Below are 15685 nucleotides of genomic sequence, written 5' to 3'. Positions count from 1 at the left end.
GATCACACGTTCGCGTGCTGCTTCTCGGCGAGGTGGGCGCGCAGGCCCTCACCCTCGACGTCCACGTTGGGCAGGATCTTGTTCAGCCAGCGCGGCAGCCACCATGCGGCGTTGTTCAGCAGCGACATCACCGCCGGCACGATCGTCATCCGGACCACGAACGCGTCGATGGCGACACCGATCGCGAGCGCGAAGCCCATCGACTTGATGATCGGGTCCTCCAGGAAGACGAAGCCGCCGAACACCGAGATCATGATGAGCGCGGCGGCGGTGACCACCCGGGCGCCGTGCCCCATGCCGTTGATGGTGGCCTGCTGGGCGGTGTCGCCGTGCACGAAGTCCTCGCGCATCCGGGAGACCAGGAAGACCTCGTAGTCCATGGCCAGGCCGAACAGGATGCCGATGAGCAGGATCGGCAGGAAGCTGACCAGCGGGGCCGGGGTGTCCAGGCCGACCAGGTCGGCCAGGTGGCCCTGCTGGAACACCGCCACAGTGATGCCGAACGTGGCCGCCACGGTGAGCAGGAAGCCCAGCGCCGCCTTGACCGGCACCAGGATCGACCGGAACACCAGCATCAGCAGCAGGATCGACAGGCCCACCACCAGCAGCAGGTAGACCGGCAGCGCGTCGGAGAGCTTCTCCGACACGTCGATGCCGACAGCGGTGACGCCGGTGAGCAGCACGTCGGCGTTCTGGATGCCCGACACCTGCTTGCGGATGTCGTGCACCACCGTCTCGGTGGCCTCCTCGGTCGGCCCGGTCTTCGGGATCACCCCGATCAGCGCGGTACGCCCCGACGGGTCGACCTGCGGCGGGGCCACCGCCAGCACCCCGTCGGTCTTCTGGACCAGCGCGGTCACCTGCGGAATGGCGGCCTGGGTGGCCTGCGGCGAGTCGGCCGTCACCACGACCGCGAGCCGGCCGGTGAAGCCGGGGCCGAAGCCCTCGCGGATCAGATCGCTGCTGACCCGGGCCGGGGTGCCCTCGGCGGCGGCGGAGGCGTCCGGCAGCGCCAGGCGCATGTCCTGGGCCGGGATCGCGAGCAGGCCGAGGCCGAGCAGCCCGACCAGGATCACCGGGATGCGCAGTCTGGTCACCCACCGCGCCCAGCGGAATCCGAAGCCGGAGCGGTCCTCCGAGCCGGTGGTCGGGTCCTCGACCGCCTTGCGGTCACGCAGCTTGCGCGGCAGCACCTTGTGTCCGGCGAAGCCGAGCAGCGCCGGAGCCAGCGTGATCGCCACCAGCACGGCCACTGTGACGGTGCCGGCGGCGGCCAGGCCCATCACGGTGAGGAACGGGATGCCCACCACGGCAAGGCCGGCGAGCGCCACCACGACCGTCGCGCCGGCGAAGACCACAGCCGAGCCGGCGGTGCCGACCGCACGGCCGACCGCCTCCTCCGGGGAGAGCCCGTCGAGCAGGTTCTGCCGGTGCCGGGAGGTGATGAACAGCGAGTAGTCGATGCCGACCGCGAGGCCGAGCATCAGCGCCAGGATCGGCGCGGTGCTGGTCAGCTCGACCGCGCCGCTGAGCGCGAACAGACCGGCCATGCCGACGCCGACGCCGATGAGCGCGTTCAGCATGGTCATCCCGGCCGCCACGAGCGAGCCGAACGTGATCACCAGAACGATCGCCGCGACCAGCACGCCGATCGCCTCGGTCGAGCCGACCTCCGGCTCACCGTTGAGCACCTCGCCGCCGGGGGCGATCTGCCAGCCCTGCGCCTCGGCCTGCGCGCCGACCTTCTCGTACGCGTCGCGCTGCTCGTCGGTCACCTCGTCCGCGCCGCCGGCGAACTGCACCTGGATCAGCGCGTACCGGCCGTCCGGGGTGAGCGCCTGCGCCTGGTACGGGTCGACCGCGCCGACCACGCCGGGGAGCGTGGCCGCCTCCTGCGTGACCTGCTTGACCACCGCCTGTCCGGCGGGTGAGGTCAGCGCGCCGTCCTGCGGCGCCTTGATCGCGATCGTGCCGGTGGCGCCGCTGGCCGCCGGGAAGCGGTCGGCGAGCAGGTCGATCGCCTTCTGCGACTCGGTGCCCGGCATGGTGAAGTTGCTCGCCGTCGGGCCCCTCAGCGTGGCCGCGGCCAGGCCGAGTCCGACGAGTACGACGAGCCAGACGACGGCGACGAGTCGCCGCCGGCGCAGGGATGCCCGGCCGAGCCGGTACAGCAGGGTCGCCATGGACCTTCCTTGTCCTCGGAGTTCGGATCAGGTGGTGACTTCGAGCGCGCGGTACGCCACGGCGAGCAGCGCGGGTCGCAGCTGGTCGTCGGGGATGTCCAGGAACTCACCGCAGGTCTCGGCGATGCCGGCGAGCACGACGAGCGCCGCGACGCGTGCCTCCGGACGGTCGGAGAAGCCGGAGAAGGCGGCGATGAGTTGTTCGGAGATCTGCTGGATGTGGGCGAACGCGGGCTGCTGGAGCAGGTCGGGGAACTCTCCCCGGAGCAGCGCGATCTCCCGGCGGAAGCGGACCGCCAGGTCGACGAAGCCGTCCGCGGCGACGCGTTGGGCCTCGGCGCCGGTGTGCGCGGCGATGCGGACGTCCAGCTCCTCCAGCATCGTGATGGCCGGGGCCATCAGCTCGCAGAGCAGGGCGTCCTTGCTGGCGAAGTGGTAGAGCACCGTCGCCTTGGAGCAGCCGACATCGCGGGCGATGTCCTGCAGCGAGGTGCCCTTGTACCCGGTGACGGCGAACCGGCGAGCGGCCGCGGCCAGCAGCTCGTCGTGGGTGGCGGTGGTGGGTCGCGCCATGTCCTCCAGCATGCCTGACCGATCGGTCAGGTGCTGACCGATCGGTCAGATCGCACGCGTGGCGTTCGCCACAACGACCCGTTTTCGCAGGTCAGGCCGGTGGGCGGCCGTGTGTGCGGTCGTACTCGGCCCGGGCCGCGCTGATCGCCTCCCGGTGCCGCTCCGCCCAGCTCGTCAGCGCCACCAGCGACTCGTACAGCTCCCGGGCCATCGGCGTCGCGGTGTACTCCACCTTCGGCGGCACCGTGGGATGCACGTGCCGGTCCAGCAGCCCGTCGCGCTCCAGGTTGCGCAACGTCAGCGTGAGCATCCGGCGGCTGATCCCCTCCACCCGGCGCTCCAGCTCGGTGAAGCGGACCGGCCCGGCCGAGGCGGCGATCAGGATGCCGATGGCCCACTTGCCGCCGACCCGGTCCAGCGCCTCCCGCACGGTGCACGCGCTGGCCTGCCCGGCCGCGCCGGCCCCGCACTCGTCCGCCTCTGCCTCACCCACGCCCCGATCGTCGCAGGCGCGGGCCGGCGAGGCGCGCCGGGCACCGTGTCGGGGTTGCCGAGCCGGGCCCGGCCCGGGATGGTGGTCCGATGGGTGCCGCCGACGAGACCCGGGCCGGAGTGTCGCTGACCAACCTCGACCAGCCGCTGTTCGACGGCGCCGGGGCGACCAAACGCGACCTGGTCGACTACCTCGACGCGATGAGCGACCGGATCCTGCCGGAACTGCGCGACCGGCCGCTGTCGGTGCTGCGGGTGCGGCCCGGCCAGGAGCCGTTCATGCAGAAGAACCTGCCGAAGTACACGCCCGACTGGGTGCGCCGCACCGAGGTCTGGGCGGAGGCGTCGCATCGGCGGATCTCGTACGCCCTCTGCGACGACCGGCGGACGCTGCTCTGGTTCGCCAATCAGCGGGCGGTGGAGTACCACCCGACGCTCGCCCGCGCCGGGCAGCCCGAGCATCCGACCCACCTGGTGCTCGACCTGGACCCGCCGGAGGGGGACGCGTTCGGCGCCGTGGTGCGGGTCGCGCTGCTGGTGCGGCAGGCGCTCGCCGACGCCGGGCTGGCCGGCGCGGTGAAGACGAGCGGGGCGAAGGGGCTGCACGTGATCGTGCCGGTCGACCCCGCCACCACGGCCGAGGAGGCCGCCGCGGCGACCCGGGCGCTCGCCGCCCGTACCGAACGGCTCGACCCGGCGGCCGCGACCACCGCGTTCATCGTCGCCGACCGCGGCGGCCGCGTCTTCGTCGACTCCACCCGCGCGTACGGGGCGACTGTGGTGGCCGCCTACAGCCCTCGGATCCGGCCCGGCGCCCCGGTGTCGTACCCGGTGGGCTGGGCCGACCTGGAGAGCGCGAGCCCGGCCGACTTCACCGTGCGGACCGTGCCCGCGCTGCTGGGCGACCGGGATCCGTGGGCGGAGGCGCTGCCCGCGCCGCAGCGCCTGCCGGCGGAGCTGGTCGAGCAGGGGCGGACCATCCCGGTGGCCCGGGTCCAGGCGATGCACGAGGGCAAACGCCGCGCCAAGGCCCGCCGCGAGGCCGGGTGACGCCGGTCCGCGTCAGCGGCGCCGGGTCGCCGTCGCCGGCGGGCGCTTGCCCCAGGTGAGCGCGATGAGCACCACTGCCAGGGCCCAGGTGACGATCATCGTCCAGATCGGGCGGGTCTCGGTGGCCGCGCCGACGAACCCGCCGATCGCGTAGCTGACCAGGCAGAGCAGGCCGGTCGCGGCGAGCCGCCCGGCCGCGCTGCGGCCCTCCGGTTCGAACACCCAGTCGGCGATGCCCTTCGTGGTGCGCAGCACGGTGCCGGTCTGGTACGACGTGGCGGTCTGCACGCCGAACGTGCGGACGATCAACCCGCCGAGGATGCCGACCGGGAACGCCAGCAGCGCGGTCAGGATCGTGCGCTCGGTCAGCGAGTCGCGCCCCGAGTCGAGGGAGCGGTCCACCAGGCCCCAGAGCACGAGCAGCGCCAGCATGGCGAGCAGTTCCATGCCCGGCGGGGTGAGCGGGCCGGCCGGGCGCAGGCGGCGGATGCCGGCACCGAGCAGGCCGCCGAGGCCGAACGCGACAAGCGACGCCACCGCGGCCGGCCAGGGCGGAAAGTGATCGGCGGCACCCATTCCGACGAACGCCACATTGCCGGTCTGAATACCGACGAACACCTTGTACTTGAGGAACGAGAATGCGTCGACAACACCGGCGAGGCCGGTGGCGAGCGCAAGTGCCAGAAACGGTACGTGGAAGTCGTATTCCCCCACCCGCCAGCGATCCTCCGCGTTGTTGGACATCGCCCTCCCTACCCCTGGTCGCACCCGCGAAACCGGTGCGGCGTGCGATGCGCGGAAGTGCCGGGAAAGGGTGTCCCGTCCGTTCCGGTGAATGGCGCGATCGCGTTATTCACCGGGGGGATCCGATTCGGCAGCATCGTAATTGCGTCTCGACGGCGAGACTCGAAGCCGAAGGAGGCCGAGCGCATGTTCGTGCTCCCCGTCGCCAGAATCCGCGTCACGTTCTATTCGATCGCGGCCCTGGCCGTCGCCGGAGTCGCCACTGATGCCCCGGTCTGGAGCATCGCGGCGTCGCTGTTCCTCTGTGTCGCGATTCCGCTCGCGGTGGCCTTTCAGAGCCCGGAACACCTGCGGGCGTTGTTCGTCCCGTCCCGGGCCGCCGAGTCGGCGGCCCTCACCCGGAAGGACATCCGTCATGCCCAGATCCACTGACCCCGTCGGCAAGAATCCGCCGAAGGACACCGCGATGGTCGGTACGGTCCCGCGCAACCCGGCGATCGACGACACCCACCCGGACCTGGTGAACCCGCCGTCGACCGACCACGGCCTCATGCCGAACCTGGTGTTCCCGTTCTCGCTGGCGCACACCCGCCGGGAGAGCGGCGGCTGGACCCGGGAGGTCACGAACCGCCTGCTGCCGATCGCCCACGACCTGGCAATCGTGAACATGAAGCTCGATCCCGGCGCCTACCGGGAACTGCACTGGCACATCCAGTCCGAGTGGGCCTTCATCCTGTCCGGCAGTTGCCGGATCGCGGCCGTGGACCAGGAGGGACGCAACTTCCTGGAGGACGTCAAGGCGGGTGACCTCTGGTATTTCCCGGCCGGCATTCCGCACCACATCCAGGCGTTCGAGGAGGGCGTCGAGTTCCTGCTCGTCTTCGACGACGGGTGCTACTCCGAGGACGGGACGTTCCAGGTGACCGACTTCTTCGCGCACGTGCCGCGGGAGGTCATCGCCAAGAACTTCGGCTGGACCATGCAGCAGATGGCGAACTTCCCGGCGGAGTCCGAGCGGTACATCTTCCCGGGGCAGGTGCCGCCGCCGCTGGCCGAGGACCGGGTCTTCAGTCCGACCGGCGACGTGCCCCGCACGTTCAAGCACAGCCTGCTCGCCCAGACGCCGGAGAAGTTCGAGGGCGGCAGCGTACGGATCGCCGACTCGAGCAACTTCGCGGCGGCGGTCACCACCACCGCCGCGCTGGTGGAGATCGAGCCCGGCGCGATGCGGGAACTGCACTGGCATCCCAACGGCGCGGAGATGCAGTACGTCATCTCGGGCAAGGGGCGGATGGGCGTCTTCGCCAACCACGCCACGGCCCGTACCTACAACATGGAGACCGGCGACGTCGGCTACGTGCCGATCTCGATGGGCCACTACATCGAGAACATCGGCGACAAGCCCTTCGTCTACCTGGAGCTGTTCCGGACCGCGAAGTTCGAGGACGTGTCGCTCGCGCAGTGGCTGGCGAACATCCCGCCGGAGGTGGTCGCCGACACGATCAACGTGCCGCGCGAGCTGGTCGAGGCGCTTCCGAAGACGAAGAGCCCGCTGCAACGGCACTGAGGACGTGGTGCTGAGCGCGGACGCCACAGGGTCGTGGCGTCCGCGCTCAGCCTTCGTCCCGCGACTCCCAGACCAGCGCCAGCTCCACCCGGTTGTGGACGCCGAGCTTCGCGTAGATCGAGCGCAGGTGCGTGTCGACGGTGTGGAACGAGACGAACAGGTCCCGGGCCGCCTCCTGCTTCGTCATGCCGACCGCGAGCAGTTCGGCCACCCGTACCTCGGCGGGCGTCAGCGCGGCCACGGCCGGACGGCAGACCTCGTCGCCCGCCGGGCCGTCGTGCTCCCGTGTCCCGCCGGCACCCATCCGGGTGTACATCGCGGCGCACTCGGCGAGCAGGCCGGGCACCTCCGCCGGCGGCAGCCCGGGCGACCGCGCCAGGTCGTGCAGCGCGTCGGCCAGGGCCGGCCGGGCGGAGGTGGTGCGGAGCAGCCGTACCGCCGCGCGCAGCGCCGCCGGATCGCCGGTCAGCAGCCCGTCGGCCTGGTGCGCCACCCCGCGCCAGAGCGCGTTGTTGGTCATGCCGGCGGCCCGCTTCAGGTGGTCGGCGAGGATCCCGGCCCGCTGCCGGTCGCCGAGCGCCAGCGCCGCGCGAACCAGTCGCGGGCCGTGGTGCGGCACCAGCAGCAGGGGAGCCGTCGAGCGGTCCGGCATGGCGAAGGCGGCCTCCAGGAGCGCGGCGTGCCGGCCCGGTTCCGGATCGCCCGCGGCGGCGCAGCCGAGCCGGAACCACTGCATGTCGTCGGGCCAGCCCACCGCGGGACGTTCGTCGGCCAGCAGATCCCGGGCCGCGGCCACCTCACCCCGGCGCAGCAGCACCTCGACGACCGTGGCGAGCAGGTCCACCCGCGCCTGCGCCGGCAGGGCGCCACCGCGTTCGGTCAACGCGAGCCGGGCCCGGACCTCGGCCTCGGCCAGCTCACCGGTGGTCAGCCGCAGGACGCAGTCCAACGCGGTCACCAGCGGCTGCCCCACCGTGCCGAGCGTGTCGATCTCCGCGGAGACGCTGTCGAGCGCCGTCGCCGCGTCGACGTACCGGCCGAGCGCGATCTGGTTCGCCACCCGGTCGACGCGCAGGAAGACCGCCTGGGTGCGGGCGGTGGGCTCGCCCGCGTCCACCTCCCGCAGGATCCGCGCGGCGCGGGGCAGGTCGCCGGCCGCGGTGGCCCGGGACGCGTGCGCCAGGGCCAGGCGGATACCGCCGCCGGGGGAGGGGCTGCGTTCGTGGGCCCGCTCCGCCGCCGCCACCAGCTCCGCGGCGTCCGGGTGCCCGAACCGGGCCGCCAGCGACGCCAGCATGGTGAGCGTCCAGCTCCGCCCGGCGGCGTCCAGCTCCTGGTTGAGCGCCTGCCCGAGGTACGTCAGGGACAGCGAGGGACGCTGCGTCGCGTAGTAGGCGCCGAGCCGCCCGAGCAGCATCGCCCGCTGCCGTGGCCCGTACCGGTCGGCGGCGACCTCCCGGTGCAGCATCCGCAGCGTCTCGTCCACCCGGCCGGCCAGATAAAGGTTGTCGGCGACGTCGACCAGCCGGGCCAGGCGCTCGTCGGCCGGGCCGGGCGCGGGGGTGGCCAGCAGCAGGTCCGCGGCGAGGCTCGGGCCGACCGCCGGGTCGCCCGCCAGCCGCGCGGCGAGCGCCCGGGCGGACCGGCTCACCGCCGGGAGCACCCGGAGGAGCTGCCGGGCCGCCTGGGCCGGGCGCCCGGCGTCGGCGAGCACCTCGGCCGCCGCCTCGCGCAACGCCTGGCGTACCGACGGCGGGGTGTCCCGCAGGACGTCGTCACGCAGCGCGATCGAGGCCAGCCGCAGCCCGGCGGCGGTGTCGACGAGGAACCCGCGCGAGATCAGCTCCTCCACCGTCGCGTCGACCGGCTCGTCCGGTGCGGTGCCGGTGCATGTGGCCACCGCTTCGAGGAACCACAGGCCGCAGGGGGCGTCGGCGACGGCGATGCCGCGCAGGACCCACCGTTGCGTGGTGGTCAGTGAGGAGGGAACGCCCGTGTGCATCTTGGGACGGTTGGTCAGCGGCGTCTCGGGCAACTGGCTCACCTTCGCAGGTGCTGTGGTTCGACCCGTTCACCGCGAGGTTAGCCAGCTCACGACCGGCCCATCCCCGAATCGGGGACAAAGGTGAGGGTGGCTCACTAGAGCACGCGGCGCCGGACCCGCCACACCACCACACCGACCAGGATCGCCGCGACGGCGACGAACACTGCCGCCTCGATGAGCTGGAACGTCCAGAACCGGTCGGCCGGGTGGTAGACCCCGAACTGCTGGATGCCCCGCGCGTGCAGGAACTGGTTGACGTTGGCGCCGGCCCGGTTGGCGGCGTCCTCCAGCTCGTAGTACTCGACGCTGCTCAGCCTGTGCCCGGTGGCGTCCGCGTAGCCGCGTTCGATCACCCAGTCGGCGACGCCGGGCACGAACCGGTGCCCCGCCTGGTCCGTCGCGCCGCCGGCGGGGACCGGCTCCATGGCCGTGAGCGGCGTGGCGTACGCGGGACGGGCCAGCAGCGCCACCGACATCCGGGCGGCGAGGAACGCACCGAACGCGACGCCGAACGCGGGCAGGCTGCGCCGCAGGATCGCCCCCGCCGCGGTGGCCACGCCGAACGCGAACAGCGCGTACGCCACCGGCACAAGCCCCTCCAGGTCGAAGGCGTCGTACTGGAACCGCCCCTCCCACGCGTCGAACGGCTGACGGAACCAGGTGAGCACCGCGGTGAACATCCCGGTGAGCACGACCGTGACGCCGGCCAGCGCCACGAGCTTGGCCGCCAGCCAGCGCATCCGCGGCACGGCCTGGGTCCAGGCGAGCTGCCAGGTGCCGTCCTCCAGCTCGCGCGCGAGCAGCGGCGCACCGAGGAACGCACCGATGACGACGGGGACCAGATAGAAGGCCGCCAGGAGGTTCTCGACGTACCCGTACTCGTCGTCGAGCCGGCGGAAGGAGGCCGCGCAGGCGTCGCCGACACCTGCCTCTCCCGCACAGCGGGCGGGACCGCCGGGGAACAGGTCGTGGGCCTGCGTCCCGAGCACGAGCAGGGCGATGCCGAACACGCCGACGAGCAGGCCCAGGACGCAGACCTCGGTCCGGTGCTGACGCCAGATCAACCACGTCACGCCGCCACCCCCGACGGGACACCGGCGCTCGGCTCGGACGGCCGGCGCAGGTACGCCAGCACCAGGTCCTCCAGCGCGACCGGCCGGGCCTGCCATCCCGGCGCGGCCGGGATGCCGCCGTCGCGTACCAGCAGGGTCGTGTGCCGGTCGCTGTGGACGGCCTCCACGACGGCGGCGGCCCGGTCGAGGTCGTTGGCCGTGCGCGGGCCGACGAGCAGCCGGTGCTCGGCGAGGAGGGTGTCGATGCCACCGGCGAGCGTGACCCGGCCTTGGTTGAGCACGACCAGGTGGTCGCAGACGCGCTCCAGCTCGTGCACGACGTGGGAGGAGAACAGGACTGTCACCCCGCCCTCGGCCACCGCGCCCATGAGGACCTGGAGGAACTCGTGCCGGGCCAGCGGGTCGAGGCTGGCCACCGGCTCGTCGAGGACGAGCAGCTCCGGCCGCTTCGCCAGGGCCAGAGCCAACGCGACCTGGGCCTGCTGCCCGCCGGAGAGCGAACCGGCCCTGCGGTCGAGCGGGATGCCCAGCTTCGCCAGCCGGCGCTCGGCCAGCCCCTGGTCGAACCGCAGGTTGCAGGCCCGGCCGAAGCGGAGCATCTCGGCGACGGTGAAGCGCTTGTACAGCGGGTGGTCCTGGGCCAGGAACCCGACCCGGGACAGGGTCTGCGGGGTGCTCGCAGTGACGTCCCGGCCGAGGACCTCCACCGTGCCGGTGCTCGGTGCCAGCAACCCGACGACCAGGCGCAGCAGCGTGGTCTTGCCCGCGCCGTTCGGCCCGACCAGGGCGATCACGCCGCCCGCAGGCAGGGCCAGGGTGCAGTCGCGCAGCGCCCAGCCCTTCCGGTACCGCTTGCCCACACCGTCGGTGCGTAGCGCCAACCCGGTCGCTGTCACGCCACGTCCTCTTTCCTGGTCTGCTGGTGGACGGAGGTGAAGAGCGCGTCCACCGCCTGCTCGTCGAGGCCGGCCGCGTAGGCGCGGCGCAACCAGGTCTCCAGGCCGCGGCGCAGCGACGTGTACGTGGACGCCGACATGGCGGCCGACTGCTGTTCGTTGACGAACGTGCCCTGGCCGGGCCGGCCGGTGACCAGGTTCTCCTGCTCCATCTGCCGGTACGCCTTGGCGACGGTGTTCGGATTGATCGCCAGGTCCTCGACCACCTCGCGGATGAGCGGGAGGCGGTCACCGGGCTGGAGGAAGCCCAGCAGCACCGCCTGGCGGACCTGCTGGACGAGTTGCAGGTACGGCGGCACGCCGGAGTGGGTGTCGAGCCGGAAGACGAACACGATGCTCCTCACTGCTTTACTAGTAACGTAGTAAAGCAGTGAGCCGGTGGTCAAGGAGGCCGGCTCGCCCGGAAACGGAACGAGCCCGGCAGCCAAGGTGGCTGTCGGGCTCGTGAAGGTCTTCTGTGAGGTGCCCCCGGCAGGATTCGAACCTGCGCTCCCGCCTCCGGAGGGCGGTGCTCTATCCCCTGAGCTACGGGGGCTCAGCGACCCGAGAAGAGTAGCAAACCCCCTCCCGGATCACCGAATCGGTACCCCCGCGAGTCGATCTTCGTCGGATCAGGCCGCGGCGACGGCGCGACCGCAGCTCGGCAGCGGGTGCAGCACGACCCGGCGGGGCAGCCGGCGGGGCCACTCGTTGCGCGGCCACGAGCCGTCCACGATCAGGTGCACGGTGCGCTCCTCGGCGCCGCTGAGCCGCAGCACGAAGTCCCGGGGCAGCGGCGGGTCCACCGACGGCGTGGTCACCATGAACCGCACCCGTCCCCGCGAGGACACCGCCGAGACCACGTCGGCGGCGGGCATGGTGCCGCGCAGACGTACCCGGCCGATCCAGTAGACCTCCGCGGCGTGCTCCTGGGCCGCCCGCGTGATCGCCGGGTACTCGCTGCGTACCCAGCGCTCGACCGCGCCGACGCACAGGCCGCAGGCCCGCTCGCGCGGCTCGCGCGGCCCGAGACCCCAGGCCCGGAGGTACGCCCCGACGGTGCCGGCGTCCATGGCCAGCCCGAACCGCCGCTCGATGAGAGCGGTCAGGCTCTGCCGTGTCCACAGCTCCTCGTCGAGGCCGAACTCGTCGGGGTGGACGCCCCGGAGCACGTCGATGAGTTCGAGTTCCTGTTCGCGGCTGAGCGTTCCCGGCTCGCCCTGCCGCAGTCCGCGACGGACGGCTGCCACCGCTCCGTCACCGCCGATGGTGTGGCGTCGGCACCAGCTGGTCACCGACCGCCCTGCGTCTCTGAGTGCAACCCCCACGTCTTGGGCAACGAGCCCGAATCGCAACTGGTCACGATATGTGGGTAGAAAACTCTCCAACCCCCTCAATGACCCGTTAACCCCAAACCGTTACAAACCCCCATACCGAACATTCCGGACAGCCCACAGCCCTCCGCAGTCAAGATCTTGGTACGAAACGGCCCTCCCAGGGGCCCCTTCGTACCAAGATCTCCGCGCCGCGACCCCCCGCACCCCCCTGTGCGCGATCTTGCAGTTGCGGCCCCTCGATAACGGGGCGAATCCGGCATCACCGGGGCAGTAACTGCAAGATCGCCGGCGCGGGGCGGGGCGGGGCGGGGCGGGGCGGGGCGGGCGGAGGGTGGGGATGGTGAGGCCCGGTGCCCCTGGGTGGGGGACCGGGCCTCGGTGGATCGGGTGGGCGGGTGTTACGGGGTTCCGCCCAGGCGCTTCAGTGCGGCGCTCAGGTTGGTCAGGTCGTTCTGCTGAGTGTTCTTCATCGTCTGCGCGACCGCCAGCACGTCGTCGTCGCCCCCCTCGTCGAGGATGCCGTCGATCATGTGCACCCCGCCGATGTGATGGCGGATCATCATCTGGAGGAAGAGCACGTCGAACTCGCGGCCGCTCGCCGCGCGCAGCTTCGCCATCTCCTCCGGCGTCGCCATGCCCGGCATCAGGCCGTCCTTGATCAGCCCGCCGCCGTCCTTCATCCACGCCATCGGCGCCTGCTCGCCGGTCGGGTCCAGCTTCCAGGACCGCAGCCAGGTCTGCATGGTGCCGATCTCGCCCTGCTGGCCGGTGGCGATGTCCACTCCGACCTGGCGTACCTCAGGGTCCTGGCCCTGGCTGAACGCCAGCAGACCCATCGCCACGGCCTGGTTGTGGTGGGCGGTCATGTCCCGGGCGAACCCGGCCTCCGCCGAGTTCTCACCCGGACGGGTGAGCGTCGGGGTGAGCAGGCCGCCCGCGTACCCGAGGACCAGCCCGACCACGAGGGCGGCGGCCACCGCCAGCAGGCCGTAGCGGCGCACCGCGCCCCGGCCGCCCTGGTCGGCGGCCGGAGCCTCGTCCAGTTCGCTGTCGGTGGTCACCGGAGCGGTCATCGCGGCGTCCTCACTGGGTGGGCTGCTGGGGCATGTTGTTCTGCAGGTTGTCGCGCGGGGCGGTGCCGGTGGCGGTGACGCCCTGGTCGCAGAGCGCGTTCGGACCCTCGATGGAGGCGTTCACCCGCAGGGTCTTGATGAAGTCGTCGATCCGGCCGTCGTCGGCGTTGTCGACCTTGAGCTGGTAGCCCCAGGCCTGGAGCGAGATCGGCTTGTCCAGCCCCTCGAACGGGCTGAGCATCGTCTTCTCCTTGCCCTGCACCTTGCTGCGGAGCTTCTCCACCTGGTCGGCGGGCAGGTCCGGGCGGTAGGTGATCCAGACCGTGCCGTGCTCCAGGCTGTGCACCGCGTGCTCGTTGGCGATCGGGGCGTCGTAGACGTCACCCATGCAGTTCTGCCACGCCTGGTTGTGCGGGCCGCCGACCGGCGGCAGGATGTCGTACTTGATCGCGCCGGGCTGGTGGTTGCCGCCCTTGACCAGGTCCTTGTCCTTGGCGCGGTAGTCGACGATGCCGTCGATCGCCTCGGCCCGCTTCTGCCACGGCTGGCCGCCCTGGTAGACCGCCCAGGCGCCGACGCCGATGATGCCCACGGCCAGGACGCCGACCGCGACGAAGAGGGCGATCGGGCCCCACGAACGGCCCTGGCTCACCTTCACCGGGGCGACCGGCTTGCGGCCCTTGCCCCCGGCGCCCTGCCGTGGCGTGCCCTTGCCGCCCCCGGTCTTGCCCGAGCCGGCCTTCGCGGCGGGCTTGTCGGCAGCCGAGGGCCGGCCGGCGGCCGGCTTCTTGCCGGTGCTGACCACGGTGGGACGGCGCTCCGGGCCGCCCGGGGTGCTGATGCTCATCGTGCCTCGTCAGGTCGGTCGGTCAGGGGAGCGCGGGGCCGGTTCACATGCTGGGTCGCCTCCGCGGTGCCCGAGTCTACCCCCGATAACATGGATCAGTGACTCCCGCAGAACTCGCCGAGGTCGTCCTCGCCGCAGCCCACGCCGTCTTCGACGAGCGGGGACTGGACCGCGCCGCGCTGCCCGCGCAGACCACCGTCGAGCGACCCCGTAATCCCGATCACGGTGACTACGCCTCGACGCTGGCGCTCCAGCTCAGCAAGAAGGTGGGCGTACCGCCGCGGGAGCTGGCGACCGCGCTGGCCGACGAGCTGGCCAAGGCGCCGGGGATCAAGTCGGTGGAGATCGCCGGGCCCGGCTTCCTGAACATCCGCCTGGACGCGGCCGCCGCCGGCCAGCTCGCCAAGGTCATCGTCGAGGCCGGCCCGGCGTACGGGCGCAGCGACACGCTCGCCGGTCAGCGGATCAACCTGGAGTTCGTCTCGGCGAACCCGACCGGCCCGGTGCACATCGGCGGGGTCCGCTGGGCGGCCGTCGGTGACGCGCTCAGCCGCCTGCTCCGCGCCACCGGCGCCGACGTGGGCACCGAGTACTACTTCAACGACGCCGGCTCGCAGATCGACCGGTTCGCCCGCTCGCTGCTGGCCGCCGCCAAGGGCGAGCCCGCGCCGGAGGACGGCTACGGCGGCGCGTACATCGCGGAGATCGCCGCCGAGGTGGTCCGGCTGCGGCCGGACGTGCTCGACCTCACCGAGGACGCCGCCCAGGAGGTGTTCCGCAACGAGGGCGTCCAGCTGATGTTCGCCGAGATCAAGTCCTCGCTGCGCGACTTCGGGGTGGAGTTCGACACCTATTTCAACGAGAAGGACCTGCACGACGGGGGCGCGCTGGACGCGGCGCTGGACCGGCTGCGGGAGCAGGGGCACGTCTTCGAGTCCGAGGGCGCGACCTGGCTGCGGACCACCGAGTTCGGCGACGACAAGGACCGGGTGCTGCGCAAGTCCAACGGCGAGTGGACGTACTTCGCCGCCGACTGCGCCTACTACCTGAACAAGCGGGAGCGCGGCTTCGATCGGGTCGTGATCATGCTGGGCGCCGACCACCACGGCTACATCGGCCGGATGAAGGCGATGTCCGCGTGCTTCGGCGACGACCCGGCGCGCAACCTGGAGATCCTCATCGGCCAGCTGGTCAACCTGGTCCGCGACGGCGCTCCGGTGCGGATGAGCAAGCGGGCCGGCACCGTGGTCACGCTGGAGGACCTGGTCGACGCGATCGGCGTGGACGCCGCCCGGTACGCGCTGGCACGCTACTCGGCCGACTCGCCCATCGACATCGACGTGGAGCTGTGGACCCGGGCCAAGAACGACAACCCGGTCTACTACGTGCAGTACGTCGCGGCCCGGACCGCCGGTGCGGCCCGCAACGCGGCCGAGATCGGGCTGACCCGTGGTGACGCCGCCGCGTTCCAGCCGGAGCTGCTCGGCCACGACAAGGAGAACGAGCTGCTCAAGGCGCTCGCGGAGTTCCCGGCGGTGGTGGCGACCGCGGCCGAGCTGCGGGAGCCGCACCGGGTGGCCCGCTACCTGGAGGAGAGCGTCGCGCAGGCGTACCACCGGTTCTACGACAACTGCCGGATCGCCCCGCAGGGCGACGAGGAGATCACCGACACCCACCGGGCCCGGCTCTGGCTCAACGACGCCACCCGGGTGGTCATCGCCAACGGCCTGCACCTGCTCGGGGTGTCCGCGCCGGAGCGGATGTAGC

The 15685-nt window shown here is 72.1% G+C and carries 15 protein-coding genes and 1 tRNA gene; 4 read left to right on the top strand and 12 right to left on the bottom strand.

The window, feature by feature from the left end:
- Nucleotides 1-2 precede the first annotated feature (2 nt).
- The 3 genes from ACN27D_RS08285 to ACN27D_RS08275 all read right to left on the bottom strand — a co-directional run bounded on the left by ACN27D_RS08285 (nucleotide 3) and on the right by ACN27D_RS08275 (nucleotide 3249).
- The gene (locus ACN27D_RS08285; RefSeq protein ID WP_013475319.1) at nucleotides 3-2183 is read right to left on the bottom strand and encodes an MMPL family transporter; all 2181 of its coding nucleotides are present in this window, start codon (nucleotides 2181-2183) and stop codon (nucleotides 3-5) included.
- 27 nt (nucleotides 2184-2210) lie between these two features.
- Nucleotides 2211-2756 carry a TetR/AcrR family transcriptional regulator gene (locus ACN27D_RS08280; protein ID WP_013288294.1) on the bottom strand — a complete coding sequence of 182 codons (546 nt, stop codon included), beginning with the start codon at nucleotides 2754-2756 and terminating at the stop codon, nucleotides 2211-2213.
- 91 nt (nucleotides 2757-2847) lie between these two features.
- On the bottom strand, nucleotides 2848-3249 hold the full coding sequence (locus ACN27D_RS08275; protein WP_421498858.1) for a winged helix-turn-helix transcriptional regulator: 402 nt from the start codon (nucleotides 3247-3249) through the stop codon (nucleotides 2848-2850).
- A gap of 89 nt (nucleotides 3250-3338) precedes the next feature.
- Here ACN27D_RS08275 and ligD point away from each other — a divergent pair, with 89 nt between their 5' ends.
- Nucleotides 3339-4298 (top strand): non-homologous end-joining DNA ligase, encoded by a 960-nt coding sequence (ligD, locus tag ACN27D_RS08270; RefSeq protein ID WP_358176244.1) that lies wholly within the window; start codon nucleotides 3339-3341, stop codon nucleotides 4296-4298.
- Between the two features lie 12 nt (nucleotides 4299-4310).
- Here ligD and ACN27D_RS08265 read toward each other — a convergent pair whose 3' ends face one another.
- Nucleotides 4311-5042, bottom strand: coding sequence for a DUF1275 family protein (locus tag ACN27D_RS08265; RefSeq protein WP_091422508.1), 732 nt, complete (start codon nucleotides 5040-5042; stop codon nucleotides 4311-4313).
- A gap of 186 nt (nucleotides 5043-5228) precedes the next feature.
- Here ACN27D_RS08265 and ACN27D_RS08260 point away from each other — a divergent pair, with 186 nt between their 5' ends.
- Entirely contained in the window at nucleotides 5229-5474 is a 246-nt protein-coding gene (locus ACN27D_RS08260; RefSeq protein ID WP_121683833.1) for a hypothetical protein, read from the top strand.
- Entirely contained in the window at nucleotides 5458-6609 is a 1152-nt protein-coding gene (locus ACN27D_RS08255) for a cupin domain-containing protein (protein WP_233585546.1), read from the top strand. Before ACN27D_RS08260 ends, ACN27D_RS08255 begins: the two co-directional genes overlap by 17 nt.
- A gap of 46 nt (nucleotides 6610-6655) precedes the next feature.
- Here the strand turns inward: ACN27D_RS08255 and ACN27D_RS08250 are convergent, their stop codons facing one another.
- The 8 genes from ACN27D_RS08250 to ACN27D_RS08215 all read right to left on the bottom strand — a co-directional run bounded on the left by ACN27D_RS08250 (nucleotide 6656) and on the right by ACN27D_RS08215 (nucleotide 13918).
- A complete protein-coding gene (locus tag ACN27D_RS08250) occupies nucleotides 6656-8653 on the bottom strand; it encodes a LuxR C-terminal-related transcriptional regulator (protein ID WP_421498857.1) in 1998 nt (665 codons plus the stop codon).
- Nucleotides 8654-8748: 95 nt separating this feature from the next.
- Entirely contained in the window at nucleotides 8749-9726 is a 978-nt protein-coding gene (locus tag ACN27D_RS08245) for an ABC transporter permease subunit (protein ID WP_120573331.1), read from the bottom strand.
- Complete coding sequence (locus ACN27D_RS08240) at nucleotides 9723-10622, bottom strand: ABC transporter ATP-binding protein (RefSeq protein WP_421498856.1); 900 nt, start codon at nucleotides 10620-10622, stop codon at nucleotides 9723-9725. The genes ACN27D_RS08245 and ACN27D_RS08240 overlap by 4 nt, the downstream gene beginning before the upstream one ends.
- Nucleotides 10619-11014 (bottom strand): GntR family transcriptional regulator, encoded by a 396-nt coding sequence (locus ACN27D_RS08235; RefSeq protein WP_120573333.1) that lies wholly within the window; start codon nucleotides 11012-11014, stop codon nucleotides 10619-10621. Before ACN27D_RS08235 ends, ACN27D_RS08240 begins: the two co-directional genes overlap by 4 nt.
- Before the next feature lie 131 nt (nucleotides 11015-11145).
- Nucleotides 11146-11217 (bottom strand) — tRNA-Arg (locus ACN27D_RS08230).
- Nucleotides 11218-11293: 76 nt separating this feature from the next.
- Nucleotides 11294-11989: a winged helix-turn-helix domain-containing protein gene (locus ACN27D_RS08225; RefSeq protein ID WP_026267749.1), complete on the bottom strand. Its 696-nt coding sequence runs from the start codon at nucleotides 11987-11989 to the stop codon at nucleotides 11294-11296.
- A gap of 407 nt (nucleotides 11990-12396) precedes the next feature.
- Nucleotides 12397-13071 carry a DUF305 domain-containing protein gene (locus tag ACN27D_RS08220; RefSeq protein WP_357896761.1) on the bottom strand — a complete coding sequence of 225 codons (675 nt, stop codon included), beginning with the start codon at nucleotides 13069-13071 and terminating at the stop codon, nucleotides 12397-12399.
- 10 nt (nucleotides 13072-13081) lie between these two features.
- Nucleotides 13082-13918: a DUF3105 domain-containing protein gene (locus ACN27D_RS08215; protein WP_357896763.1), complete on the bottom strand. Its 837-nt coding sequence runs from the start codon at nucleotides 13916-13918 to the stop codon at nucleotides 13082-13084.
- A 98-nt stretch (nucleotides 13919-14016) separates the two neighbouring features.
- Here ACN27D_RS08215 and argS point away from each other — a divergent pair, with 98 nt between their 5' ends.
- On the top strand, nucleotides 14017-15684 hold the full coding sequence (gene argS, locus ACN27D_RS08210) for an arginine--tRNA ligase (RefSeq protein WP_120573336.1): 1668 nt from the start codon (nucleotides 14017-14019) through the stop codon (nucleotides 15682-15684).
- The last annotated feature ends 1 nt before the right edge of the window (nucleotide 15685 follow it).

This window comes from Micromonospora sp. WMMD1274 (genome assembly GCF_049179035.1).
GTDB lineage: Bacteria > Actinomycetota > Actinomycetes > Mycobacteriales > Micromonosporaceae > Micromonospora > Micromonospora tulbaghiae.
The sequence above is the reverse complement of the archived record's forward strand: the minus strand, read 5'-3'. Positions and strand labels throughout refer to the sequence as shown.

Bases quoted from the DNA above. Each gene is read 5' to 3' on its own strand.
- ACN27D_RS08220 (WP_357896761.1), bottom strand. From the start codon at position 13,071: ATGACCGCTCCGGTGACCACCGACAGCGAACTGGACGAGGCTCCGGCC.
- ACN27D_RS08255 (WP_233585546.1), top strand. From the start codon at position 5,458: ATGCCCAGATCCACTGACCCCGTCGGCAAGAATCCGCCGAAGGACACC.
- ACN27D_RS08260 (WP_121683833.1), top strand. From the start codon at position 5,229: ATGTTCGTGCTCCCCGTCGCCAGAATCCGCGTCACGTTCTATTCGATC.
- ACN27D_RS08285 (WP_013475319.1), bottom strand. From the start codon at position 2,183: ATGGCGACCCTGCTGTACCGGCTCGGCCGGGCATCCCTGCGCCGGCGG.
- ACN27D_RS08265 (WP_091422508.1), bottom strand. From the start codon at position 5,042: ATGTCCAACAACGCGGAGGATCGCTGGCGGGTGGGGGAATACGACTTC.
- ACN27D_RS08280 (WP_013288294.1), bottom strand. From the start codon at position 2,756: ATGGCGCGACCCACCACCGCCACCCACGACGAGCTGCTGGCCGCGGCC.
- ligD (WP_358176244.1), top strand. From the start codon at position 3,339: ATGGGTGCCGCCGACGAGACCCGGGCCGGAGTGTCGCTGACCAACCTC.
- ACN27D_RS08215 (WP_357896763.1), bottom strand. From the start codon at position 13,918: ATGAGCATCAGCACCCCGGGCGGCCCGGAGCGCCGTCCCACCGTGGTC.